Consider the following 20,098-nt stretch of genomic DNA (forward strand, 5'->3'; position numbering starts at 1 on the left):
GGCCGGGCCGCCGGTGGGAGCCGTTATGGTCACCCGTACCCGCGGGAAAGGGGTGACGGTGGCGGACTCGGAACTCGTCGTCGACGTGACCGGACCGGTGGCGACGGTGACCATCCACAACCCCGCGCGGCGCAACGCGATGACGCCCGCGATGTGGCGGCAACTGCCGGCGCTGCTCGACGACCTGGAGGCCGACGCGACCGTACGCGCCCTGGTGCTCACCGGCGCAGGCGACGCGTTCTGCGCCGGCGCCGACCTCGGCGACCTGGACGAACTGGTCGAGGCCGGCGACGCGAGCATCGCGGTCGCCGCCGAGGAGCGGCTGGCCGCGTTCGCCAAGCCGACCATCGCGGCGATCCGCGGCGCCTGCGTGGGCGGCGGATGCCAGCTCGCCGTCGCCTGCGACCTTCGGATCGCCGCCACCGACGCCCGGTTCGGGGTGCCACCGGCGCGGCTCGGCCTGGTCTACCCGGCCCCCACCACCCGGCGGCTGGCCCGGCTGGTCGGTCCCGCCGCCGCCAAACACCTGCTGTTCACCGCCGAATTGATCGACGCGGACCGGGCGCTGCGGATCGGCCTGGTCGACGAGGTGCTACCGGTCGACGGGCTCGCCGGGCGCGTCGCCGAGCTCACCGCCGCGATCGCGGCCCGCTCGCAGCTCAGCATCGCGGCGGCGAAGGAAATCATCGACGATCGGGCCGACGACGATCGCGTGGCCTGGTGGTGGGGGCAGGTCCGGGACAGCGGCGAAGCCCGCGAGGGCGTCGCCGCGTTCCACGACCGCCGCCCACCCCGCTTCGGCTGGACACCACCGATCCAGCACTGACGACTGTTGGCCCGGCCGTGTTACTCCATGAGCCGTCTTCACCGTGATCAAGGTGCCTGAGCAGGTGCGCCGCAACGGGACCTTCGTCCACCCCGCCGCCTTTGACTGCTACGCGGCAGCGCCCTCCGCAAACCCATCGATGACCCCGAGCTACGCCGCCGAGTCGGCGCCTATCTTGCCGACCAGCAGGCCATCATCACCCGCTACCACCGCGCCCGCACCGCGGCCATACAGTTCACCAATTCCGTCGCCAAGTCGCCCGAGTTTAGCGTCCGCTATACTCGACGAGTGCATGGCGATGAGTGGGAGATCTACCTCGTCAACGAGGTACGCGACTGGCTCGACAGCTCGACCCGACCACCCACACCCGCGTCGTGCAAGCCATCGACACCCTCGCCGAGGCCGGACCCGGGCTTGGTCGACCACTGGTCGACACGATCCACGGCTCGACCATCGCCAACCTCAAAGAGCTACGCCCCGGCACCGTACGGATCCTGTTCGTCTTCGACCCGTGGCGCTCCAGCATCCTGCTGGTCGCTGGGGACAAGACCGGACGGTGGAACGACTGGTACCGCGAAGCCATCCCCCTGGCAGAGCAACGCTACGAGACCTACCTGAAGGAACGCGCCGAGGAGGAGGGACAGTCATGAGCAGCTACGTACGTTGGAAGGACATCCGCGCCGCGCAGGTCGAGCGCGCCGGTGGCGAACAGGCAGTCGACGCTGGCAAGCAGGAACTGCTTGCCAGCGTCGTCGGGCACCGCCTCGCCGAGGTGCGCCGCGCCCGCGGACTGACCCAACAGCAGGTCGCCGACCGCATGGGTATCACCAAGGGCCGGGTATCTCAGATCGAACAGGGCAAGATCTCGGGACAGGACGTGCTCGCCCGATACGCCGCAGCCCTCGGCGGGCGCCTCCACCAAGCGATCTACTTCGACGACGGCGACATCGCCGCCATCGCATAGCTCAACCAGCACACTAAGATCCGACTGACCACCGCGGAGGGAACCGTCAGCGCAGCCGCCGGGCGGCGAACCTCGCCGACGGCTCGGCGATCGCGTCCTGGGCGGCGACCAGCTGGAGCTCCCGGGTGCCCGCGGCGAGAGTCGCCTCGAGGACGGCGAAGATGGCGGAGGTGGTGCGCTCCAGCGCCGCCGCGGGCGAGCCGGTCGTCGACAGGTGCGCGAGGTACAGCGCGGCGGTGACGTCGCCGCCGCCGTTCGGGCTGATCGGCAGCAGGGGTGTGGTCACCGCCCAGGCGCCCTCGTCGGACACGGCCACGACGTCCAGCGACCCCTCGGGGGCGTCGCGGTACAGCACGCTGGTGACCAGCACGTGCCGCGGCCCCATCGCCCGCACGACATCGACCGCCTCCAGCAACTCCGTCACCGAACCGGTCGTACGGCCGGAGAGGAACTCCAGCTCGAACTGGTTCGGGGTGACGATGTCCGCGCGCGGCACGACGGTGTCCCGCATGTACTCCGGGATCCCCGGCCGCACGAACATGCCCCGGCCGACGTCGCCCATCACCGGGTCGCAGCAGTAGACGGCGTCCGGGTTGGCTGCCTTCACCTTCTCCACCGCGTCGAGGATCACCGTGCCCATCGCCGGGTCGCCCTGGTAGCCCGACAGCACCGCGTCGGCGTCCGCGAGCACCCCGCGGTCCTCGATGCCCGCGATCACCTCGGCCACGTCGGCCGGGGTCAGCAGCGGCCCGCGCCACGCGCCGTATCCGGTGTGGTTGGAGAAGTGCACGGTCAGCACCGGCCAGACCTCGTGCCCCAGCCGCTGCAGCGGGAACACGGCGGCGGAGTTTCCGACGTAGCCGTAGGCGACCGAGGACTGGATAGACAAGATCTTCACCGGTAAATGGTGCCACTCCCCCGCCGGGCCGGACGCACCGATCAGCGTTTCGCGCCGCAACCCGGGATCACCGTCGTGCGGGTGGACCGGCACGTCGGTGTGGTTAAAGCAGGTGGGGAGGCTTCCGTGGGATCATGCGGTGGCGACGGGAAAGGATGGGAGATGGCGCCCGGGGTTTCACCGCGCAGGGCCAAGGGCGCGCTGGTCGTGCTTTCCCTCGCCGCGTTCGCGTTCATCACGACCGAGCTACTGCCGATCGGGCTGCTCACCCTCATGGCGCCCGAGCTCGGCCGCTCGCGCTCGCAGATCGGCCTGCTGGTCAGCGGATACGCCATCGTGGTCGTGCTCGCATCCGTGCCGCTGACCCGGCTGACCCATCGGGTCCCCCGCCGCCAGCTGCTCGGCGTCACCATGGTGCTGTTCGCGGCGGCCAACGCCGTGGCCGCGCTCGCGTCGACGTACGCCGTGCTGGCCGGGGCCCGCGTCGTCACCGCCCTGACGCAGGCCCTGTTCTGGTCCGTGGCCTCGGCGACCGTGACCGGGCCCTTCCCGGCTGCCATGCGGGGCCGGGTCGTCGCGCTGTTCTCCACCGGAGCGGCGCTCGCCCCGGTGCTCGGGGTCCCGCTCGGCACCTGGATCGGGCAGCAGGCCAGCTGGCGCGCGGCGTTCGCGGTCCTGGCGGGGGTCGGCCTGGCGATCGCCGCCGCGGTGGTCGCGCTGATCCCGTCGTACCCGCCGGCGGCCGGCGGTGCCGCGCGCGGCACGGCGCCCGACGCGCGGCGCTTCGGGATGCTCCTGGCCGCGACCGCCGTCGGCGTCGCCGGCTTCCTGACCCTGCAGACCTACATCACGCCGTTCCTGCTCGACGTCAGCGGATTCACCGACGCCGCGCTGGCACCGCTGCTGTTCGCCTCCGGCGCGGCCGGCGTCGCGGGCACCATCGCCGTGGGCCGCGCCCTCGACGCCCACCCGGTCACCTCGCTGCTGGCACCGCTGAGCATCGGCACGGCATCCCTGCTCGGCCTGTGGGCACTGGGCGCGCTCGAGCCCGTCACGGTCGTCCTGCTCGTCGGCGTCGGCGGCGGGTACGCGGCATTCGCCACCGCCGTGCAGAGCCGCATGCTGCAACTCGCCCCCGGCAGCACCGATCTCGCGTCAGCCGGCGTCAGCACCGCCTTCAACGTCGGCATCGCCGCCGGATCTCTGCTCGGCGGAGCCCTGCTACCCGGTCCGGGTCCACGGCTACTCGCACTGGTCGGCGGCGTGCTGACGCTGACCGCGCTCGGGATCCTCGCCGTCGACCGACGAAACGCCGCCCGGCTCGGCGCCACCCCCGTGCCGCCGGCGGCACCCGCCATGCGCACAAGGTGAGGAAGGCGTCCGCCTCGGGTGTCACCGCCGGGCGAGGCGGGAAGCGCCTCACGCGGCGCCGGACAGACAGCAAGAGGCCATGCCCCGCACAGGGGCATGGCCTCTTGACCTGGTGCGCGATACCGCCTGGCGTCAGTGAATGCCCAGGGGGGCCTTCATCTGCTCCGCCGGCTGGTCGCCGTGCAGGCGCGACGGCTCGCGTCGGCGGGGCAGGAACGCGATCGGAATGAACGTGGCCAGCACGAGCGCGAACCCGACCCAGAACGTGGTGGCGAACGAGCTGGCCGCAAAGTCGAGTCCGCGCTCGATGAGCGACTGATCGACCGGGAACTGCTGGGTCAGTTGCGGCTGCTGCGCAGCGGCGATGGCCAGTCCGGCCTCGGTGACCGGGTTGCCGTGCGGATCGGTGACGCCGGGGATCGGCCGGGCGTCGTTCAGTTCGTTGGTGAGGATCACCGACATCACCGCAGCGCCGACGGAGCCGCCGATCTGCTGGATGATGTTGACCAGGGTGGAGCCCCGGGCCACCTGGTCGGCGTGCAGGGTCTTCAGCGCCGAGGTCATGATCGGCATCATCGTGCCGCCCATGCCCAGGCCCATCACGAACAGCGACCCGCACAGCAGCCAGTACGAGGTGTGCGGGTCGATCTGGGTGAAGGTGAAGAACCCGAGGGCGATCAGCGCGAGCGCGAACGGCACCGTGCGACCGACGGGCACCCGGTCGGCCAGCATCCCGGCGACCGGCATCGTGAGCATCGCGCCGATGCCCTGCGGTGCAATCAGCAGGCCGGCGGCGAGCGTCGACTCGCCCCGGATCTGCAGGAAGTAGCTCGGGAACAACATGCCGGCGCCCATGAACGCGATGATGAACACGAACAGGGCCACCGTCGCGACCGTCAGGTTGCGGTTCGTGAACAGCCGCAGGTCGAGCAGGGGGTGCCGCGGCTTGAAGGAGTACAGGACGAACCCCACCACGAGCGCGGCCCCGATCAGCACGGGCACCCATACCTCGGGGTCGGCGAAGGTGCCGGTCTCGGGCAGCGTCGAGACGCCGTAGAGGAACAGGGCGAGTCCCGGCGAGAGCATCAGCATGCCGAGGAAGTCGAACGACTCCGACGGCTGCGGGTTGTCCTTCGGCAGTGCCAGCTGAGCGTAGACGAGCGCGACGGCACCGATCGGCAGGTTGATCAGGAAGATCCAGTGCCAGCTCGCCACGTCGATCAACCAGCCGCCGAGGATCGGGCCCCCGATCGGCCCGAGCAGCATCGGGATGCCGAGCACGGCCATCAACCGACCGATCCGGTTCGGTCCGGCCGCCCGAGTCATGATCGTCATGCCCAGCGGCATGAGCATTCCGCCGCCGAGCCCCTGGAGCACGCGGTAGCCGATCAACTGCCCGATCGTATCGGCGGTGGCGCACAGCGCGGACCCGATCGTGAACAGCGCCAGCGCGACCATGTACAGGCGCTTGGTGCCGAACCGGTCCGCGGCCCACCCGCTGAGCGGGATCACCGTGGCCAGCGCGAGCGTGTAGCCGGTCATCGTCCACGCCACTCGGGCGTAGGACGCGTCGAACTCGCTTTGGAACGTCGGCAGCGCGACGCTGACGACCGTCACGTCGAGAATCGACATGATCGCCCCAAGAACGACGACCCCCGCCACCTTGAGAACCGCCGCGTCGAGCTTGTCCGATGTTGCGACAGGTTGGTGCGTCACAAAAAATCTCCTGAGTTCAGTTCGGCCGGCGCACGGTCAGCAACGCCCCCGCCTCGCGCGCGCCGGGTGTCACCCGCGAAAGGTGACGTCGGCACGCAGACTAATGAGCACCAGCGACACTTCGTGCGCGGTTTCGCGATGACACCGTGTGCTCTTGCCCGCACCATGGTTAGCGGGCTGTCGAGGCGTCACGGGTATGCAGGGCAGCACGGTCAGCGGCGACGCGACCGGACTCCCAACCCTCGCGGCTCTCGACCCGGCTGCCCCGGGCCCGCACCGTGCGGGGGAAGACGCTGCGCATGACCTCGTGAACCTGCTCCTCGCGGGAGGCGAGCACCGGCAGCAAACCAGCCGCGTCGGCGCTTTCCGTCCCGTCGCCGGTGCGGGTGGCGTCCGCCAGGGCCACCTCGGCGGCGCTGGCCAACCGCTCACCGATCCGCACCGCGAACGCCACCAGGAACGACTGCCGGAACGTCTTCAGCCGCGCCCGGCCGGCCTTGCCGCCACGCGGCTCGGATTGGGCCATCGCCCGGTGCGCCTGGAGCAGCAGCGAGGTGTGCAGCAGCTCGACCGCATCGATGTCAGCGTCGAAGCCGAAGACCGTCGCGAACCCGAGCTCGGACGACCACACCATGTGACAACGGTTCGCCCGGGCGACGGCATCCAGCAGCGCGGCCTTCTCACCTTCGTACGGGTGGTCCACGCCGATCCGCCGCGCCAGGGGCACAACCGCCACGTCACCGGCCCGCGCCACCAACAGCGCCTCGTCGAGGCTGTGTCGGGTGATGAGCTGCTGCGCCTTGCCGGTATACGCCTCGGCCTCTGCCGGGTACGTGGTCGACTCCGCCTTGGCCAGCAGGGCACGCACCCGGTCCAGCAGTCGCGAGTCGACCGAGCGGCGGGTACGCGACCCACCGATGCCGGAGCGGTCGCGCGGAGGGAGGGCCGTCCCGGGCGGCGGGACCAGCACCTCGATCGGTGGCAGGTCGGACAGGATGGCGAGCAGGGTCAACACCACATCGAGTACGGCCACCCGGTCGAACTTCCAGCGCGTGCCGATCTCGTCGAGGTACGTCGGGTCGCCGGTCCACCAGACGTGCGCGCCGAGCGCGTCGGCCTGCGCCAGCCAGCGCTCGTCGACGGCGCGCGGGGGGAACTGCCGTAGGTGCGCGGCGACCGCGTCGGTGACCAGCTGTGCGTGCGTCGTCTGGCCCCGTCGGGCGACGACCCGGTGCAACTCGACCGGCTGCCAGCCGCCCCGCCACAGCGCGGCGCACGCCTCATGGAGAACGGCGATCAGCACGGGGTCCACCTCAGCCGGTGGCGCGATGGTCAGCGCGTCGAGGCCGGCTTCGTAGCCGACCGCCCCGTTGAGTACCGCGCTGATCTTCCCCCGCACCGATGTCACCCGGCCAAGGCTACGGCGACACGTCCGACTGGCCCCGGAAGATGTGACCACCCTGACGGTCAACAGCGCCAGGTCTGGGCGATGAGCGGCCGACCTGGACCGCGGGATCAGGTGAGGTCGTACCGATCGAGGTTCATGACCTTGCCCCACGCGGCCACGAAGTCGCGCACGAACTTCTCTCCCGCGTCGCTGGACGCGTAGACCTCCGCGATGGCGCGCAGTTGGGAATGCGCCCCGAAGACAAGGTCGACGGCGGTCGCCGTCCACGTGATCTCGCCGGTGGCGCGATCCCGACCCTCGTACACGTTCTCGGCCGAGGCGGATGCCTTCCACTCCGTGCCGATGCTGAGCAGGTTCACGAAGAAGTCGTTGGTCAACGTCTCGGGCCGGTCGGTGAAGACGCCGTGCCGGGATTGCCCGACGTTGGCGTTCAGAACCCGCATGCCGCCCACCAGAACCGTCATCTCGGGGGCGCTCAGGTCCAGCATGAAGGCCCGGTCCACCAGCCGGGTCTCCGGCGACAGCTTCTCCCCGGCCCGCAGGTAGTTGCGGAACCCGTCCGCCGTCGGCTCGAGCACGGCGAACGAGTTCACGTCGGTCTGCTCCTGCGACGCGTCCGTACGCCCCGGCGCGAACGGGACCGTGACGTCGTACCCCGCGTTCTTCGCCGCCTGCTCGACCGCCGCGCAGCCGCCCAGGACGATCAGGTCGGCGAGCGAAATCTTCTTTCCGCCGGTCTGCGCGCCGTTGAAGTCCTGCCGGACCTGCTCAAGGGTCCGGAGCACGGCGGCGAGTTCGCGCGGGTTGTTGACCTCCCAGTCCTTCTGCGGCGCGAGGCGGACCCGCGCGCCGTTGGCCCCGCCGCGCTTGTCGGTGGTGCGGAAGCTCGCCGCCGACGCCCAGGCCGTCGCGACCAGCTGGGAGATGGACAGCCCCGACCCGAGGACCTTGGCCTTCAGGGCGGCCACGTCCTCGGCGGTCACCAGTTCGTGGTCGACCGGCGGCACCGGGTCCTGCCACAGCTGCGGCTCCGGCACCCACGGGCCGAGGTAGCGCGAGACGGGTCCCATGTCGCGGTGCAGCAGCTTGTACCAGGCCTTCGCGAACGCGTCCGCGAGCTGGTCCGGGTTCTCGTAGAAACGCCTCGCGATCGGCCCGTAGATCGGGTCCACCTTCAGCGCGAGGTCGGACGTCAGCATCATCGGCGCGTGCCGCTTCGACGGATCATGCGCGTCCGGCACGGTGCCCCGGGCCGCCGGATCCTTCGGCGTCCACTGCTTCGCGCCGGCGGGGCTGGTGGTCAGCTCCCAGTCGTACCTGAACAGGTTGTCCAGGAAGCCGTTGTCCCATCTGATCGGGTCGGTGGTCCACGCGCCCTCCAACCCGCTGGTGAGCGTGTCGGGGCCCTTGCCACTGCCGTAGGTGTTGTGCCAGCCGAGGTTCTGGTGCTCGATCGGGGCGCCCTCGGGTTCGGGGCCGAGGTACCGCGGATCGACCGCACCGTGGCACTTGCCGACCGTGTGGCCGCCGACGATGAGCGCGACCGTCTCCTCGTCGTTCATCGCCATCCGACCGAAGGTCTCCCGGATGTCGCGGGCGGAAGCCAGCGGATCCGGGTGACCGGCCGGCCCCTCGGGATTCACGTAGATCAGGCCCATCTGGACGGCGCCGAGCGGACCGGACAGCTCCCGGTCGCCGCTGTAGCGCTCGTCGCCCAGCCAGGTGTCCTCGGGCCCCCAGAAGATCTCCTCGGGCGCCCAGATGTCCTCCCGGCCGAAGGCGAAGCCGAAGGTCTTCAACCCCATTGATTCGTACGCACAGTTGCCGGCGAAGAGCAGCAGATCGGCCCAGGAGATCTTCCGGCCGTACTTCTGCTTGATCGGCCAGAGCAGCCGGCGCGCCTTGTCGAGGCTCGCGTTGTCGGGCCAACTGTTGAGCGGCGCGAACCGCTGAGCGCCGTCGCCGCCGCCGCCGCGACCGTCGGGCGTGCGATACGTGCCGGCCGAATGCCAGCTCATCCGGATGAACAGCGGGCCGTAGTGGCCGTAGTCGGCCGGCCACCAGTCCTGTGACGTCGTCATCAGTTCGAAGATGTCGCGCTTCAGCGCGTCGACGTCGAGGCTCTGGAACTCTTTCGCGTAGTCGAAGTCCTCGCCCATCGGGTTGGCTCGGGGCGAGTGGTGATGCAGAACCGACAGGTCCAACTGGTTCGGCCACCAGTCCCGGTTCGTCCTCGGCCGCGTCGGCGGCTTGGCAGCGGGCGCGGGGATCGCCGGGTTTTCGCTCTCGCTGATGCTCTCGGTGACGTCCTTCTTGTCAGACGTGTCAGACACGGCCCTTCTCCCGTCTTGCCGGATGTGGTAGCCCGAGTCGTCGGGGGCCGTCAGGCACGGTGTGGAGCCGACCGTACAGTCGCCATCGGCGATCGCGCCGCAGAACCGGCAGACGACGTGGTTGTTGTCCCGATCCGCGCCGCCGAACTCGCCCTGGCCACCGCACGGCCGGCTTCGTTCACGACGACGGAGTGCGGGTGCTGGTGAGGGTCATTTCGGTTCTGGGCGTTTGCCGTCGATGGGAAGGCGAAGGACGAACTCGGTGCCCTCCCCCGGGGTGGAGTGCACCTGGATGCCGCCGCCGTGCTTGTCGACCACCGTCCGCGCCAGGGCCAGGCCCTGGCCGGTGCCCTTGCCGACCTCCTTGGTGGTGAAGAACGGCTCGAAGATCCTCTTCTGGAGGTGCTCGGGAATCCCGCTGCCGTTGTCCGCGATGCTGACGACCACCATCGGCCCCTCGACGCGGGTACTGATACGGATCTCCCCGCGCTCCGGCCTGTCCTGCATGGCGTCTGCGGCGTTGACCAGCAGGTTCAAAAACACCTGGTTGAGGTCACCGGCGTGGCACAACACCTCCGGCAACTCACCCAGATCGAGCACCACGTCGGCGACGTACTTCACCTCATTACGGGCCACCGTCACCGTCGTGGTCAGCGCCTCGTTCACGTCCGCGTACGAACGGTCCCTGGAATCCTTGTAGCTGAACGACTTCATCGCCCGCACCAGCGACGCCACCCGCTCGACGCCCTCCAGGTTCTGATTGATCGCCGACGGCACCTCCTCGGTCAGGTACTCGATGTCGGCGGCCCGTTCGGCCTCCGCGGCCCGCGCGATGCGATCGTCCCAGTCGACCTCGCCGTTGGCGACGTTCAGGCAGTCGCGGTAGACCCGCAGCAGATCCAGCATCTCCTGGCACGCCTCGGCCAGAAACCGGGTGTTGTCCCCGACGAACTGGATCGGCGTGTTGATCTCATGCGCGATCCCGGCCGACAACCGCCCCAACGACTCCAGCTGCTGGTCATGGCGGGTCTCCACTTCACGGCGCTGCCGCTCCCGCGCCTCGGTCATGTCACGGAAGACGACCACGACGCCGCCGGTCCCGGAGCCCGTATGCAGCGGAGCCGAGGAGTAGGAGACCGGGAACGTCGACCCGTCCTTCCGAGTGAAGACCTGGTCCTCGACCCTGATGGGCAGGCCGTCGCCGCGAGCCTTGATCATGGGGCATTCACTGGCCGGTATCAGCGTGCCGTCGACCGCCTGGAAATGCACCACGTCATGCATGCGCCGCCCGAGCAGCTCCGCCTCCGTCCACCCCAGCATCTGCGAAGCGGCCCGGTTCATCGAGGTCAGGCGCCCGTGGTCATCTTGCGCGTAGAGTCCCTCGGCCATTTTCTCCATCACGACCGACCGAAACGCCTCAGCGTCCTTGCGCTCGGTCAGGTCGACCACGACGATGCCGACGCCGACGATCTCACCCTCGACGCGCACCGGGTAGCAGCTGGCGAGCCAGTGGCGGATGCGGTCCGGCTCAGCGGCCGTCGGTCCCAGCGTTTCGCGGCCGAGGGCGGCCTCGCCGGTAGCCAGCACCCCGCGGTAGATGGGCTCAAGCCCGGACCAGAGCGCCGGGACGACCTCGGCCATGGTTCGTCCGACCATCTGGTCTGCAGTGCAACCGGCCATTGCGCCGAGCGAGTCGTTGGCGCGGACGTACCGGAAGTCGCGGTCGACGAAGCCGAGGCCGACCGGCGCGGCCGACTGGATCGACTCCAGGAGGGTGAGCGTCTCCGCGGTCTTCCGCTCGGAGCGGTGCAGGCTCTCCTCCAGCGCCCTTCGCTCGTCGATGTCAGTGGCGGTGCCGATCCACCTGACGATCTGACCGTCACCACCGCGTATCGGCAGGCTCCGCCAGGCGTGCCAGCGGAACTCACCGTCGGCGCGGCGGATCCGGTACTCCGACTCGAAGAAGGTCTCCGTCCGGCTGGCCTCTTCCCAGGCGGCCCGGGCGTGGTCGGCGTCGTCCGGATGAATCAGCGAGAGCCAGCCCCAGCCACAATTCGCCTCAGCAGGGAACCCGGTGTACTCGACCACCCATCGATTGACGTACTCCGTGAACCCGTCGGGCCGAGAAGCCCACATGATGTGCGGGAGCGAATCAGCGAGCACCCGCAGGTCGCTCTCCGGCAACATCACCCCCTGGGCGGCAACCGGGTCATCGACCTGATGCGGACAGTCCCGCGGTACTGGGCTGGCAGACATGGCGCGCGTCTCTATCAGGCGGCAGTGGACGCGGCAGGAGCAGTGCTCCCCGCCGGCCCATTCACCCGCAACGGCCCCGTCGGCCCGTCCAACGGCGTCACGATCACCGGCGACATGGCCCTCTTCCTACAAACTGGTGTTCAACGCTGGTCTCGTCCTGATCGGCCCCTGACGCCCGCACTTAAGAGTTCCCAACAAAATGATCCACAGGCCCGTCGTCCCTTGTAGAGGGTGATCTACGACGTCGGACCGTGACGCGTGGGGAGCAGCCGCCGCGGGTCGTGCCGGACGGGCTGTGGCAGCGCATCGAGCCGTTGCTGCCCAAACCTGAGCGCAATCCTTGGTACCCCGGGCGTAAGCGGATTCCGGACCGGCAGGTGCTGTGCGCGATCTTGTTCGTGTTGCATACCGGCCGGCATCCAGTGGGAGTCCCTGCCTGGGGTGGTGACGGGTTGTCGGTGACGGACAAGGACGCGGAGATCGCCCGTCTGCGGCGTGAGGTGGCTGAGCTGCGGCAGGAGGAAACCCCCATCTCCACCACCGTGGGTAACACGGCGCGAAGGGGCTGCGCCGGGTGCTGGCGGGCCGCGCTCCGGGTTTTACCGCTGGCGGCAAGTGAGCCGGCCCTTGGGGCTCGCGCCGCGCACGAGGATCGCTTGGCCGAGCAGACCAAGACCGTCCACGCCGACTCCGGTGGCGCCTACGGGTCGCCGCGCGTGACCCGCCACCCACAACGCCCACAGTTCCCGGCGAATCGATCATGCGCCGCACGGCCAACCACACCTCTCCGTGACTGACCTCAGCGACCGCTCATCGAATTACCGTGCTCATCAGGACGGACTCTTCGACATCTTCGAAGCGGGCATGTACTCCGCTGCCTCCATTCCATCTTCCCAGAAAACCCACAGGCGCCCACACGTCGGGCAGTGCAGCACCAATTTCGCTAACCCGAAAAGATAAGTACTATCGGAATCCACATTGAATTCACGACGCGAAAGCAGTAGCAGGCTGCCGTCAGGGTCGTCGTCTCGGAGTATCGTCTCGCACCGACAAATCATCTTGGCCACTGCTACCCGCCCATGAACTCTAGGCCGCCGATTGGCCGCTTGCCCCAGCTTCCAATCATTCCATTAACCCTGTTCAGCGCATTGCCGAACTGCCCAACAGAAAGTCCTGTTCCGCTGAGATCGACAACCACACCACCGCCATTCACTTGGGAATGCTTCTTGGCAATATTGGTAAGGATATTGTTGACGGATCCACTAGTTGGCGAATAGACGTCCCAGGCGACGCCGTCCACCAATAGATCACTTGTCATCCCTCCTGACCTAGTGCCGACCGGATCACGAAGAACAACATTACCGCCCCGGGCAGCCATGTGCTGTGCGGCCGCAATCTCAGACGCTGACGGATTCGCAGCCGATACCCGAAGGGATCCCAGATTCGGGCCGGCAATGAACTTGCCGCAGTTGTGCACGAGCACGGGCGTGCTGCCGGCGAGCACATAGTACGTGTGAATGTCGGCGACGTTGAGGTTGTAGACCTGCGCCGTCTGCGTCCAGCGGCCGATAGCCGTGATTTGCACGTACGTCCCGGCCGAGGTCTGCAGCCACTGGCCGGGCGCCAGCTCTGTGGCGTCCCGCCATTGGCCCAGCTCTGGCACCCAGAACGGGTGCTTGTCGGTCGCGATAACCGTGCCGGTGGCCTGACCGTCGTCACCGTCGTTGTCGGTGGTGATTTGGACGAGGTTCTTGGCACCCTTACCGACGATCGTGGCGGCTACAGGCTTCGCGTCGGTCTCGCCGGTGTTGGGGTCGGTGGCCAGGACTGTGTCGCCTACCTGGATTTCCTCGATCCGCTTGGTGGTGCCGTCGGCCATGACGACCGAGGTACCGGGCGCGAAACTGTTGTTGACACAGCCCCGCAGTCCGCCGGCGCCTCTGCCGCTCGCGGTCACACTAGAACGCATGCCGCTCATCGCCATCTGTCCCGCGGCTTTGAGCCCCATGCCGGACGTAACGGCGACGCCTGCACCGAAGGCCGCGGCACCGAGCAGGGCGCCACCGACTCCCATTACGCCGCCGATCACGCCGCCGCCAAGGGCTTCGAGAGCGAGTCCCCCCGCGCTTTCCTCGTCGGCGTCAAGTCCGTTGGTGACGAGGGAGCCGACGGCACCGCCGACGAATCCGCCGATCGCGGCGCACCCCACAGCGCCGACACCGAAGCTGCCGATCGTGCAGGCCGCGCCGACGATGACGCCTGCCGCGATCCCGGCGACCATGCCAACCGTGCTGGCGTTACGGCACCAGAAGCTGGCCTGGCATTCGCGTTGTTTGCGGTCGGCTTCTTCGCGTGCCTGTTGCTGTGCGGCGACTTTCGCGGCGACCTGAGGTAGGAGTGCCTGAGTTTGCTGCAGGCCCGCCTTCATTTGCTCGGGGGTGACCCCGTCGTATCGGGTCGTGGTGCCGTCGTAGTAGCACCCGCCTCCACCGCCCGGGCAGGGATCTTCGCCGGTCGGGTCGGCGTGGCTGATGGGGCTGTTGTAGCTGTAGGCGTAGGCGTTCCATTGTTGCGGGTCGGCCAGGTCCATGACGGGGTCGACGCTGATGAACCGGCCCAACAGCTGGTCGTACTGGCGAGCGCCGATGTTGGTCAGCCCGGTCGGGTCGATGTCGCCGCCGACGAATCCCTTGCCGTTGACCCATGTCGGGTTCTCGCCGCGGGGTCCGCCGTAGGGGGTCTGCCGGCGGATGTCGACGGCCTGGGTGCCGGCATTGATGGCGGTCTGCTGGGTTCCCTGGTGATCGCCGTAAAGCCAGGTCAGGTCGGAGATCGCCGAGCCTGCCTTGCGGGAGGCACAGATGTTGCCGGCGAAGCTGTAGTACCGGGTCCCGGTGCTGACGCCGCCTTCGCGGCGGATCTCCTGCCCGGGCAGGTACAGCGTGGTACCGGTCAGGTCGCGACGAATGAGTCGGACACCATTGGTGTCGTAGATGTTGGTCTCGATGGTTTGTCCGCTGGCCGCGGTGACGGTGGCCAGCTTACCTTCGGCGTTCCACGCCAGCGTCTGGCTGTCGCTCTTGGTGGCGCAGTCGTTGGCCGTGGGGCCGGCCGGCCGGCAGGTCGTGTTACCCGCCTCGTCGTAGCCGTATTTCGAGACGACGCTCGACTGCCCCGGAGCGGCGGTGTTCATTTCGGTGACGGCGTGCGGCCGTACGACGTTCGGTCCGCCGGTCGGGACCTTGTACGTGCGGGTGGTGTCGCCGCTGTCCGCGTGGCTGGTCTCGGTGAGCCGGTTGCCGGTGTTGTCGAAGGTCCAGTCGTGCCAGTAGCGTGCGGGTCCGCCCAGGTCGGCGACCGTCGGGGCGTTTTGGCACGTAACCCCGGCTTTGGGGGTCCAGGCGGTTTCCAACCGGCCGAGAACGTCGTGGCGGAAGCACTGGGTTTCCGCTTCGCCGACCTGGGGCGTCTCGGAGATCGAGGTGATGTTGCCGACGTGGTCGTAGGTGTAGTTGCGGTCGGAGACGGTGCCGGCGACGGTTTCCCGCTCGACGGTGGTGCGGGTGATGCGGCGGGTGGCCTCATCCCGATAGACGGTGTCCTGGGTGTAGACGCCGCCGGGCATCTTGTAGATGGACCCGGAGCGCTCCCCGTAGGCGGTGTAGGAGGCGGTGGCCATGGTGCCGGTCGAGCCGGTGAGGCTGGTGTCGAGGCGGACCGGCATGCCCGTGGTGGCGTGGTAGTCGGTGGTCAGCTGTTCGGTGACCAGCCCGCCGCCGCTCGGGTATGAGATGGACGTCGGTGTGCCGGTGGCGGCGGCGTAGCCGTAGGCGTAGACGTAAGTGGCGCCCAGGCCGCTCTCTACGGTCGGAATGACGTAGTTGACGCCGGTCGGCTGGTAGCGGCCGTTGAAGTCACGTACCTGCCACCTGTAGGCGTTGGTCGAGCCGGCCGGTTCGTAGCGGATGGCCTGGGTCAGCTGGCCTTTGAAGCCGGTCTTGCCGCTGGAGAGGGAGTCGTACTTCCACTCCGCGCGAAGCGCCCCCGTGGCCGAATCGTCGCGCAGCGCCTTCTTGCGGCCCAGTTCGTCGTAGACGTACCACAGTGCCTCGCCGCGGGCGTCGACCGTCTTCTCCAACTCGTTGAACGCGTTGAAGTGGCTGGTCGTGACACCCTTGTCCGGGTCGGTGGTCCGCCAGAGCCGGCCCTTGACGTCATACTCGTTGAACCACTCGTTACCGCCCGGGTCGACGGTCTTGACCAGCTGATCCTTGCGGTTGAAGACGTACTTGGTCTCCTGGTAGGCGCCGGCCACCCCGGCAGGCGTGGTGTGCTGCCGGAGGGCCGCCGTGCGGCCCTCGATGTCCGTCACCGTGGTGGTGGGCGTGCCACCCTCCGGCGGGGTGACCTTCGTGAGGTCACCTTCGTACGCGGTGACCGTCCGCCACTTCTCCACCAGGTTCGTGATCCCGTCGCCTGCCAGAAAGATGCCGGACGTAGGGCGGGACGCCTGGTCGAAAACCGTCTTGGAAACGGCGGGGACCGACCATTCCGGCTCCCACCACAACGTGCCGCTCGGCGCCCCGGGCTCGGCGTGCGCGCCGTAGCTCGTCGCAGCTCGCCCGAACTCGTCGTAGATCGTGTCGGTCACGACGCGATCGCCGCTGCCACCCAACGAGAGCGACTGCGTCTGCCGCGGGCGCAGCAAAGCGTCGAGAATCTGGTACGACGTGACGTAGTTGCCGTCCGGGTTCAAGGTCTGCGACATGACGTACGGGTACCTGTCGCGGCCCGCGGCGAATGTGTACGAGTACTGCGCTGACGGTCTGGTCGGGTTGGCCTGACTGCTCCAGCCCAGCTGCCACACCTTGGCGACGCGGCCGAGGGCGTCGTACTGGACCTCTGACGTGACTCTGTCATTCGGGTCGGTGGCTTGGATGGTCGAACCCCAGTACGGGTTCACGTCCACGCTGGAAGTCCAGTTGAACGGTGCTGGACCCGTCGTAGCGACCTTGGTGACCGGGCCGCCGACCAGCGGCGTGTAGGCGGTCGAGGTGACGTTGCCCTTGATGTCGGTGGCGGTCCGCCGACGGCCGGTTGAGTCGTAGCTGGCCTGCGAGACCGTCTGCCAGACCGTTCCGGTACCCGCGGCCCAGTCCTTGAGCTGCTCGGTCTTCGTCACCGATCCGAACCTCGGCGCCGTGTCGACGCTGGTCGCGTTGTCGTAGTAGCTCCGCGCGTCGGAGATCACGTCATCAGCGCTGCCGGGGTTGACGCCGCAGGCCAACGCCGTGGTCGTGGTCTGCTTGACCGTCTGGGTGAGGTTCTTGGTCAGGTTTCGGTTGTAGCTGTAGGTGACGCACTTCTCGTCACCCGTCTTGCTGAGGTCGCCATCGTCCTGCGACCACTTGACCGTGCCGTAGGTGTGGTCGAGGTCCTTGGTGCCCCGCGAGGTCCGCCAACCCCGAGCACCGTCGACGCCCAGCGCGGTCGAGGTGTAGGTCGTCTGGGTGTTGACGAAGCGGGACTCCACCACGTCGCCGTTGATGGTCCGGCTGGCGGTCGGGTTCGAGCGCCACGGCACGTTCACCGTCTTGGACACGGGCTTGGTGGCGACACCGTTGTAGACGACTTGTTCGCGTACCTGGCCGGCGAACTGGTCGTGGTCGTAGACGGTCTCCGACCCGAGCGACGCGGGCACCGTCACGTTACGGGTACCGTCCGACGGGCTGGCCTTGTCCCCGTGCATGCCCCGCATGAAGGTGGTAATCGCCAGCGTCCGGGCCGCGGGGTCGTCGCCTACCCGCGTCTCGACCCGGGCGTACCCACGCCACTGATTCCACGTCTTACGATCCGGCTTCGACAGACCGTCGTCGTCGGCGTAGTGCCACGCCGGCGAGCCCACGTACGTGTACCAGGTGTGCTTGGCCGGAGCCTGATGCCCGTCGGTCAGCTGCACGTCGTTTTCGACCACATGCTCGACGCGGTGTTTGTGCCACCATTCGGTGATCAGCGCTTTGCCGGTCGGGTCCTGCGGGTCGGGCACCCGCACCGGGTAACACCGCCTGGTATTGGTGTGCGGCTGCAGATCCTCCACGATCGCCTCGGTGCACTCCGGCTGCGCGTAATCCACCTTGATACGCGCGCCGGTCTCCGTGACGATGCTGGAAATCCGCAGCCAGTTGTCCGTCGTGCCGTGCTCGGTCAACACCCGGTTCGGCAGCGACTCGGCCTCGAACGTCACGGGTGGCAGGTTGACGGTGCCGCCGACCAGCCCCGCGTGGTCAATCTTGTCGAGCCACAGGCCGGTATGCGTCGAATCCGCCGTCGCGGAGAACGTGTGCGACAACGTCCACGACTCCACGTTCTGCCACGCCGGCGTCGACTTGGTGGTGTCCCACACCCGCGTCGTGATCTTCTTCAGCCGCTTCGTGGTCCAGAACGTCGGCTGGTACTGCTGCGGACATGACGTCGCCGACGCCTTGCACTCCTGATCCCACGGCGTGTCCTTCCAACTGTCAGCGACCGGGTCCGACTCGGTGCCACAGTTCGAAAAACAGCGCATGTCCGTCTCGAACAGCACCTGCGCGTACGGCGACACGCTGCGCTCGCTCACCCCGTGAGCCTCGACCGTCCGGTCGTAGGTACCGTAGTCGATCCGGGTCAGGTACCCCGCCCGGTCGTACGTCACGTCATCGGAGTCGGTGTCGTTGCGGGCGTACTTGTTGGTCTCCTTGCCGTACCACAGCGACATCGTGTTGCCGTGTACGTCCACGACGTAGTCGAGATTCCACCGCCACGCCTGCTCGCAGTCGGAGCCCGTAAAGGTGGTCTTCCGACACGGCTCACCGCTGTGGTTGCCGAAAACCGGCACGGTCAACGTGGAGTTGGTCTTCGCGGAGTGGCCCGGCAGGCTGTGCAGGCCGAAGAAGTACTGAGTGCCGTCGGTCGTCGTCACCTTCCAGTACTCGCCCACGTCGCCGTAGGCCGGGTCACCGGCATCACCGTTGGACGCGCCGGTCAGCTTCTCGATCTTCGACCCGTCCTCCGCACGCGAATGCCAGCCCTTACCCGCCTGGAAGATGAGCTCCCCGCCGCGGCCGTTCAGGCTCATCGTCGCGTTGTCCGACCGCCAGCACTGATCGCCGCTGTCCTCGGTGTTGTTCGCGCCGGTCTTCATGTCCTCGGCACACGGCACGTATCGGCGCTCGATGAACCCGGGCGAATAGTCGAACCCCTCGCCGATCCACGACGGCTGGTTATTGGTCACCTCCGAACGACCGTCGACCGCTGAGGACGAGTACGACAACGCGATCGATGGCGCCGGGCCGGTCGCGGGCGGAATGCGCAACGGGTAGCTCCACGAGAAGTCTCCGGAGCTGCCGCCCGCCGACCAGGTCGACGACGGAGCGAGGCCGGTCGCGGCGAAATCACCGCTCTTGCCTGACCCGCCCGCCGCGAGCACCACGAACGAACCCGGCTGCGCGGCGGTCGAGGACGACGAACGGCCCACGGTGACTTGCGCAGACGCCACACCCGCTGCGACATCGTTGGACGTGCGCAACGGCACCGACCGGCAGCCTGGCCTGTCGGGCGTGGAGAGCGCACATTCGGGCACCTGCCACAGCCGCAGTCGCTCCGCCCACGAACCGCCGCCCGCATACCGGAATGCGTTGTAGTCCACGGACACCGTCGCGGCTCCCGCTGGCGCATCCTGGGGCGCGGTCACCTTCAGCATCAGGCCATCACGCCACGCCTGCGGCACGGTCGTCCGGTCGATGACCTGGACATCAACCCTCGACAGCTGCTCGCCGGCCTTCCCAGCGCCCCGGTTGACCCAGACGGGCAGGTCGCCTGCGCGCACCCCCCGGGCAGCAGCGGTGCGGGCAGCGGCCGCACTCAGCTCGACCCGCGCGGTCGCCGCTTTCGGCCATGCCGGCGTCGGTGCCGGAACATGCTTCACCCGGTTTTGCGCCCATGCCTTCCCCGTCACCGGGCCGCCATGACCGTCGAGCCTTTCCACCGGCGGCTTCGTGGGCTTCGCGGGCGGCGTCGCCTGTGCCGGGACACCCGGCAGCAGCGACACGAAAAGCGACACGGTCACCGCTCCGACGAGCACCGGGCGCCGCCCGCCCACGCCGATAAGACGCCGACGGGCCCGCCGCGATCCGCGCACAGACACTGCAGACATCAGGTGATCCTTTCCAGGAGCGACAACCGCTACGACATCCGAACGAACGAAGGGGTGACCCGGGGTCACCGGAGGGGACCGGGCCGCTCCTGACTACCGCGGCAGGTGCCGCGCCAGGCAGTGTTAGACGTTCCA

10 protein-coding genes and 1 pseudogene are annotated in these 20,098 nt (G+C 68.4%); 5 read left to right on the top strand and 6 right to left on the bottom strand.

Annotated features, from left to right (window positions below; translation table 11 throughout):
• The first annotated feature begins 52 nt into the window (after positions 1-52).
• From BLW47_RS06990 to BLW47_RS07005, 3 genes and pseudogenes are all read left to right on the top strand, one after another.
• Positions 53-826 carry an enoyl-CoA hydratase/isomerase family protein gene (locus BLW47_RS06990; protein WP_091553087.1) on the top strand — a complete coding sequence of 258 codons (774 nt, stop codon included), beginning with the start codon at positions 53-55 and terminating at the stop codon, positions 824-826.
• A 288-nt stretch (positions 827-1,114) separates the two neighbouring features.
• Positions 1,115-1,476, top strand: a pseudogene (locus BLW47_RS07000) (type II toxin-antitoxin system RelE/ParE family toxin).
• The gene (locus BLW47_RS07005; RefSeq protein ID WP_091553091.1) at positions 1,473-1,790 is read left to right on the top strand and encodes a helix-turn-helix domain-containing protein; all 318 of its coding nucleotides are present in this window, start codon (positions 1,473-1,475) and stop codon (positions 1,788-1,790) included. The pseudogene BLW47_RS07000 and the gene BLW47_RS07005 overlap by 4 nt, the downstream one beginning before the upstream one ends.
• Before the next feature lie 46 nt (positions 1,791-1,836).
• On the opposite strand, the gene pdxY is transcribed toward BLW47_RS07005, so the two are convergent.
• Entirely contained in the window at positions 1,837-2,688 is an 852-nt protein-coding gene (gene pdxY, locus BLW47_RS07010; protein ID WP_091553094.1) for a pyridoxal kinase PdxY, read from the bottom strand.
• Between the two features lie 162 nt (positions 2,689-2,850).
• Between pdxY and BLW47_RS07015 the strand changes: the two genes are divergently transcribed.
• Positions 2,851-4,059: an MFS transporter gene (locus tag BLW47_RS07015; protein WP_091553097.1), complete on the top strand. Its 1,209-nt coding sequence runs from the start codon at positions 2,851-2,853 to the stop codon at positions 4,057-4,059.
• A gap of 132 nt (positions 4,060-4,191) precedes the next feature.
• On the opposite strand, the gene BLW47_RS07020 is transcribed toward BLW47_RS07015, so the two are convergent.
• The 4 genes from BLW47_RS07020 to BLW47_RS07035 form a co-directional block, all read right to left on the bottom strand.
• Complete coding sequence (locus tag BLW47_RS07020) at positions 4,192-5,775, bottom strand: DHA2 family efflux MFS transporter permease subunit (RefSeq protein WP_091553100.1); 1,584 nt, start codon at positions 5,773-5,775, stop codon at positions 4,192-4,194.
• Between the two features lie 169 nt (positions 5,776-5,944).
• Entirely contained in the window at positions 5,945-7,183 is a 1,239-nt protein-coding gene (locus tag BLW47_RS07025; RefSeq protein ID WP_245736488.1) for a DUF2786 domain-containing protein, read from the bottom strand.
• Between the two features lie 107 nt (positions 7,184-7,290).
• The gene (gene katG / locus BLW47_RS07030) at positions 7,291-9,540 is read right to left on the bottom strand and encodes a catalase/peroxidase HPI (protein ID WP_425435369.1); all 2,250 of its coding nucleotides are present in this window, start codon (positions 9,538-9,540) and stop codon (positions 7,291-7,293) included.
• A 186-nt stretch (positions 9,541-9,726) separates the two neighbouring features.
• Complete coding sequence (locus tag BLW47_RS07035) at positions 9,727-11,772, bottom strand: PAS domain-containing sensor histidine kinase (protein ID WP_091553111.1); 2,046 nt, start codon at positions 11,770-11,772, stop codon at positions 9,727-9,729.
• Between the two features lie 281 nt (positions 11,773-12,053).
• Here BLW47_RS07035 and BLW47_RS26015 point away from each other — a divergent pair, with 281 nt between their 5' ends.
• Entirely contained in the window at positions 12,054-12,569 is a 516-nt protein-coding gene (locus BLW47_RS26015; protein ID WP_425435370.1) for a transposase, read from the top strand.
• 272 nt (positions 12,570-12,841) lie between these two features.
• Here BLW47_RS26015 and BLW47_RS07045 read toward each other — a convergent pair whose 3' ends face one another.
• A complete protein-coding gene (locus BLW47_RS07045) occupies positions 12,842-19,963 on the bottom strand; it encodes a polymorphic toxin-type HINT domain-containing protein (protein WP_091553118.1) in 7,122 nt (2,373 codons plus the stop codon).
• Between the last annotated feature and the right edge of the window lie 135 nt (positions 19,964-20,098).

Origin of the sequence: Micromonospora pattaloongensis, from assembly GCF_900107255.1 — a bacterium.
Taxonomy (GTDB): domain Bacteria; phylum Actinomycetota; class Actinomycetes; order Mycobacteriales; family Micromonosporaceae; genus Micromonospora_I; species Micromonospora_I pattaloongensis.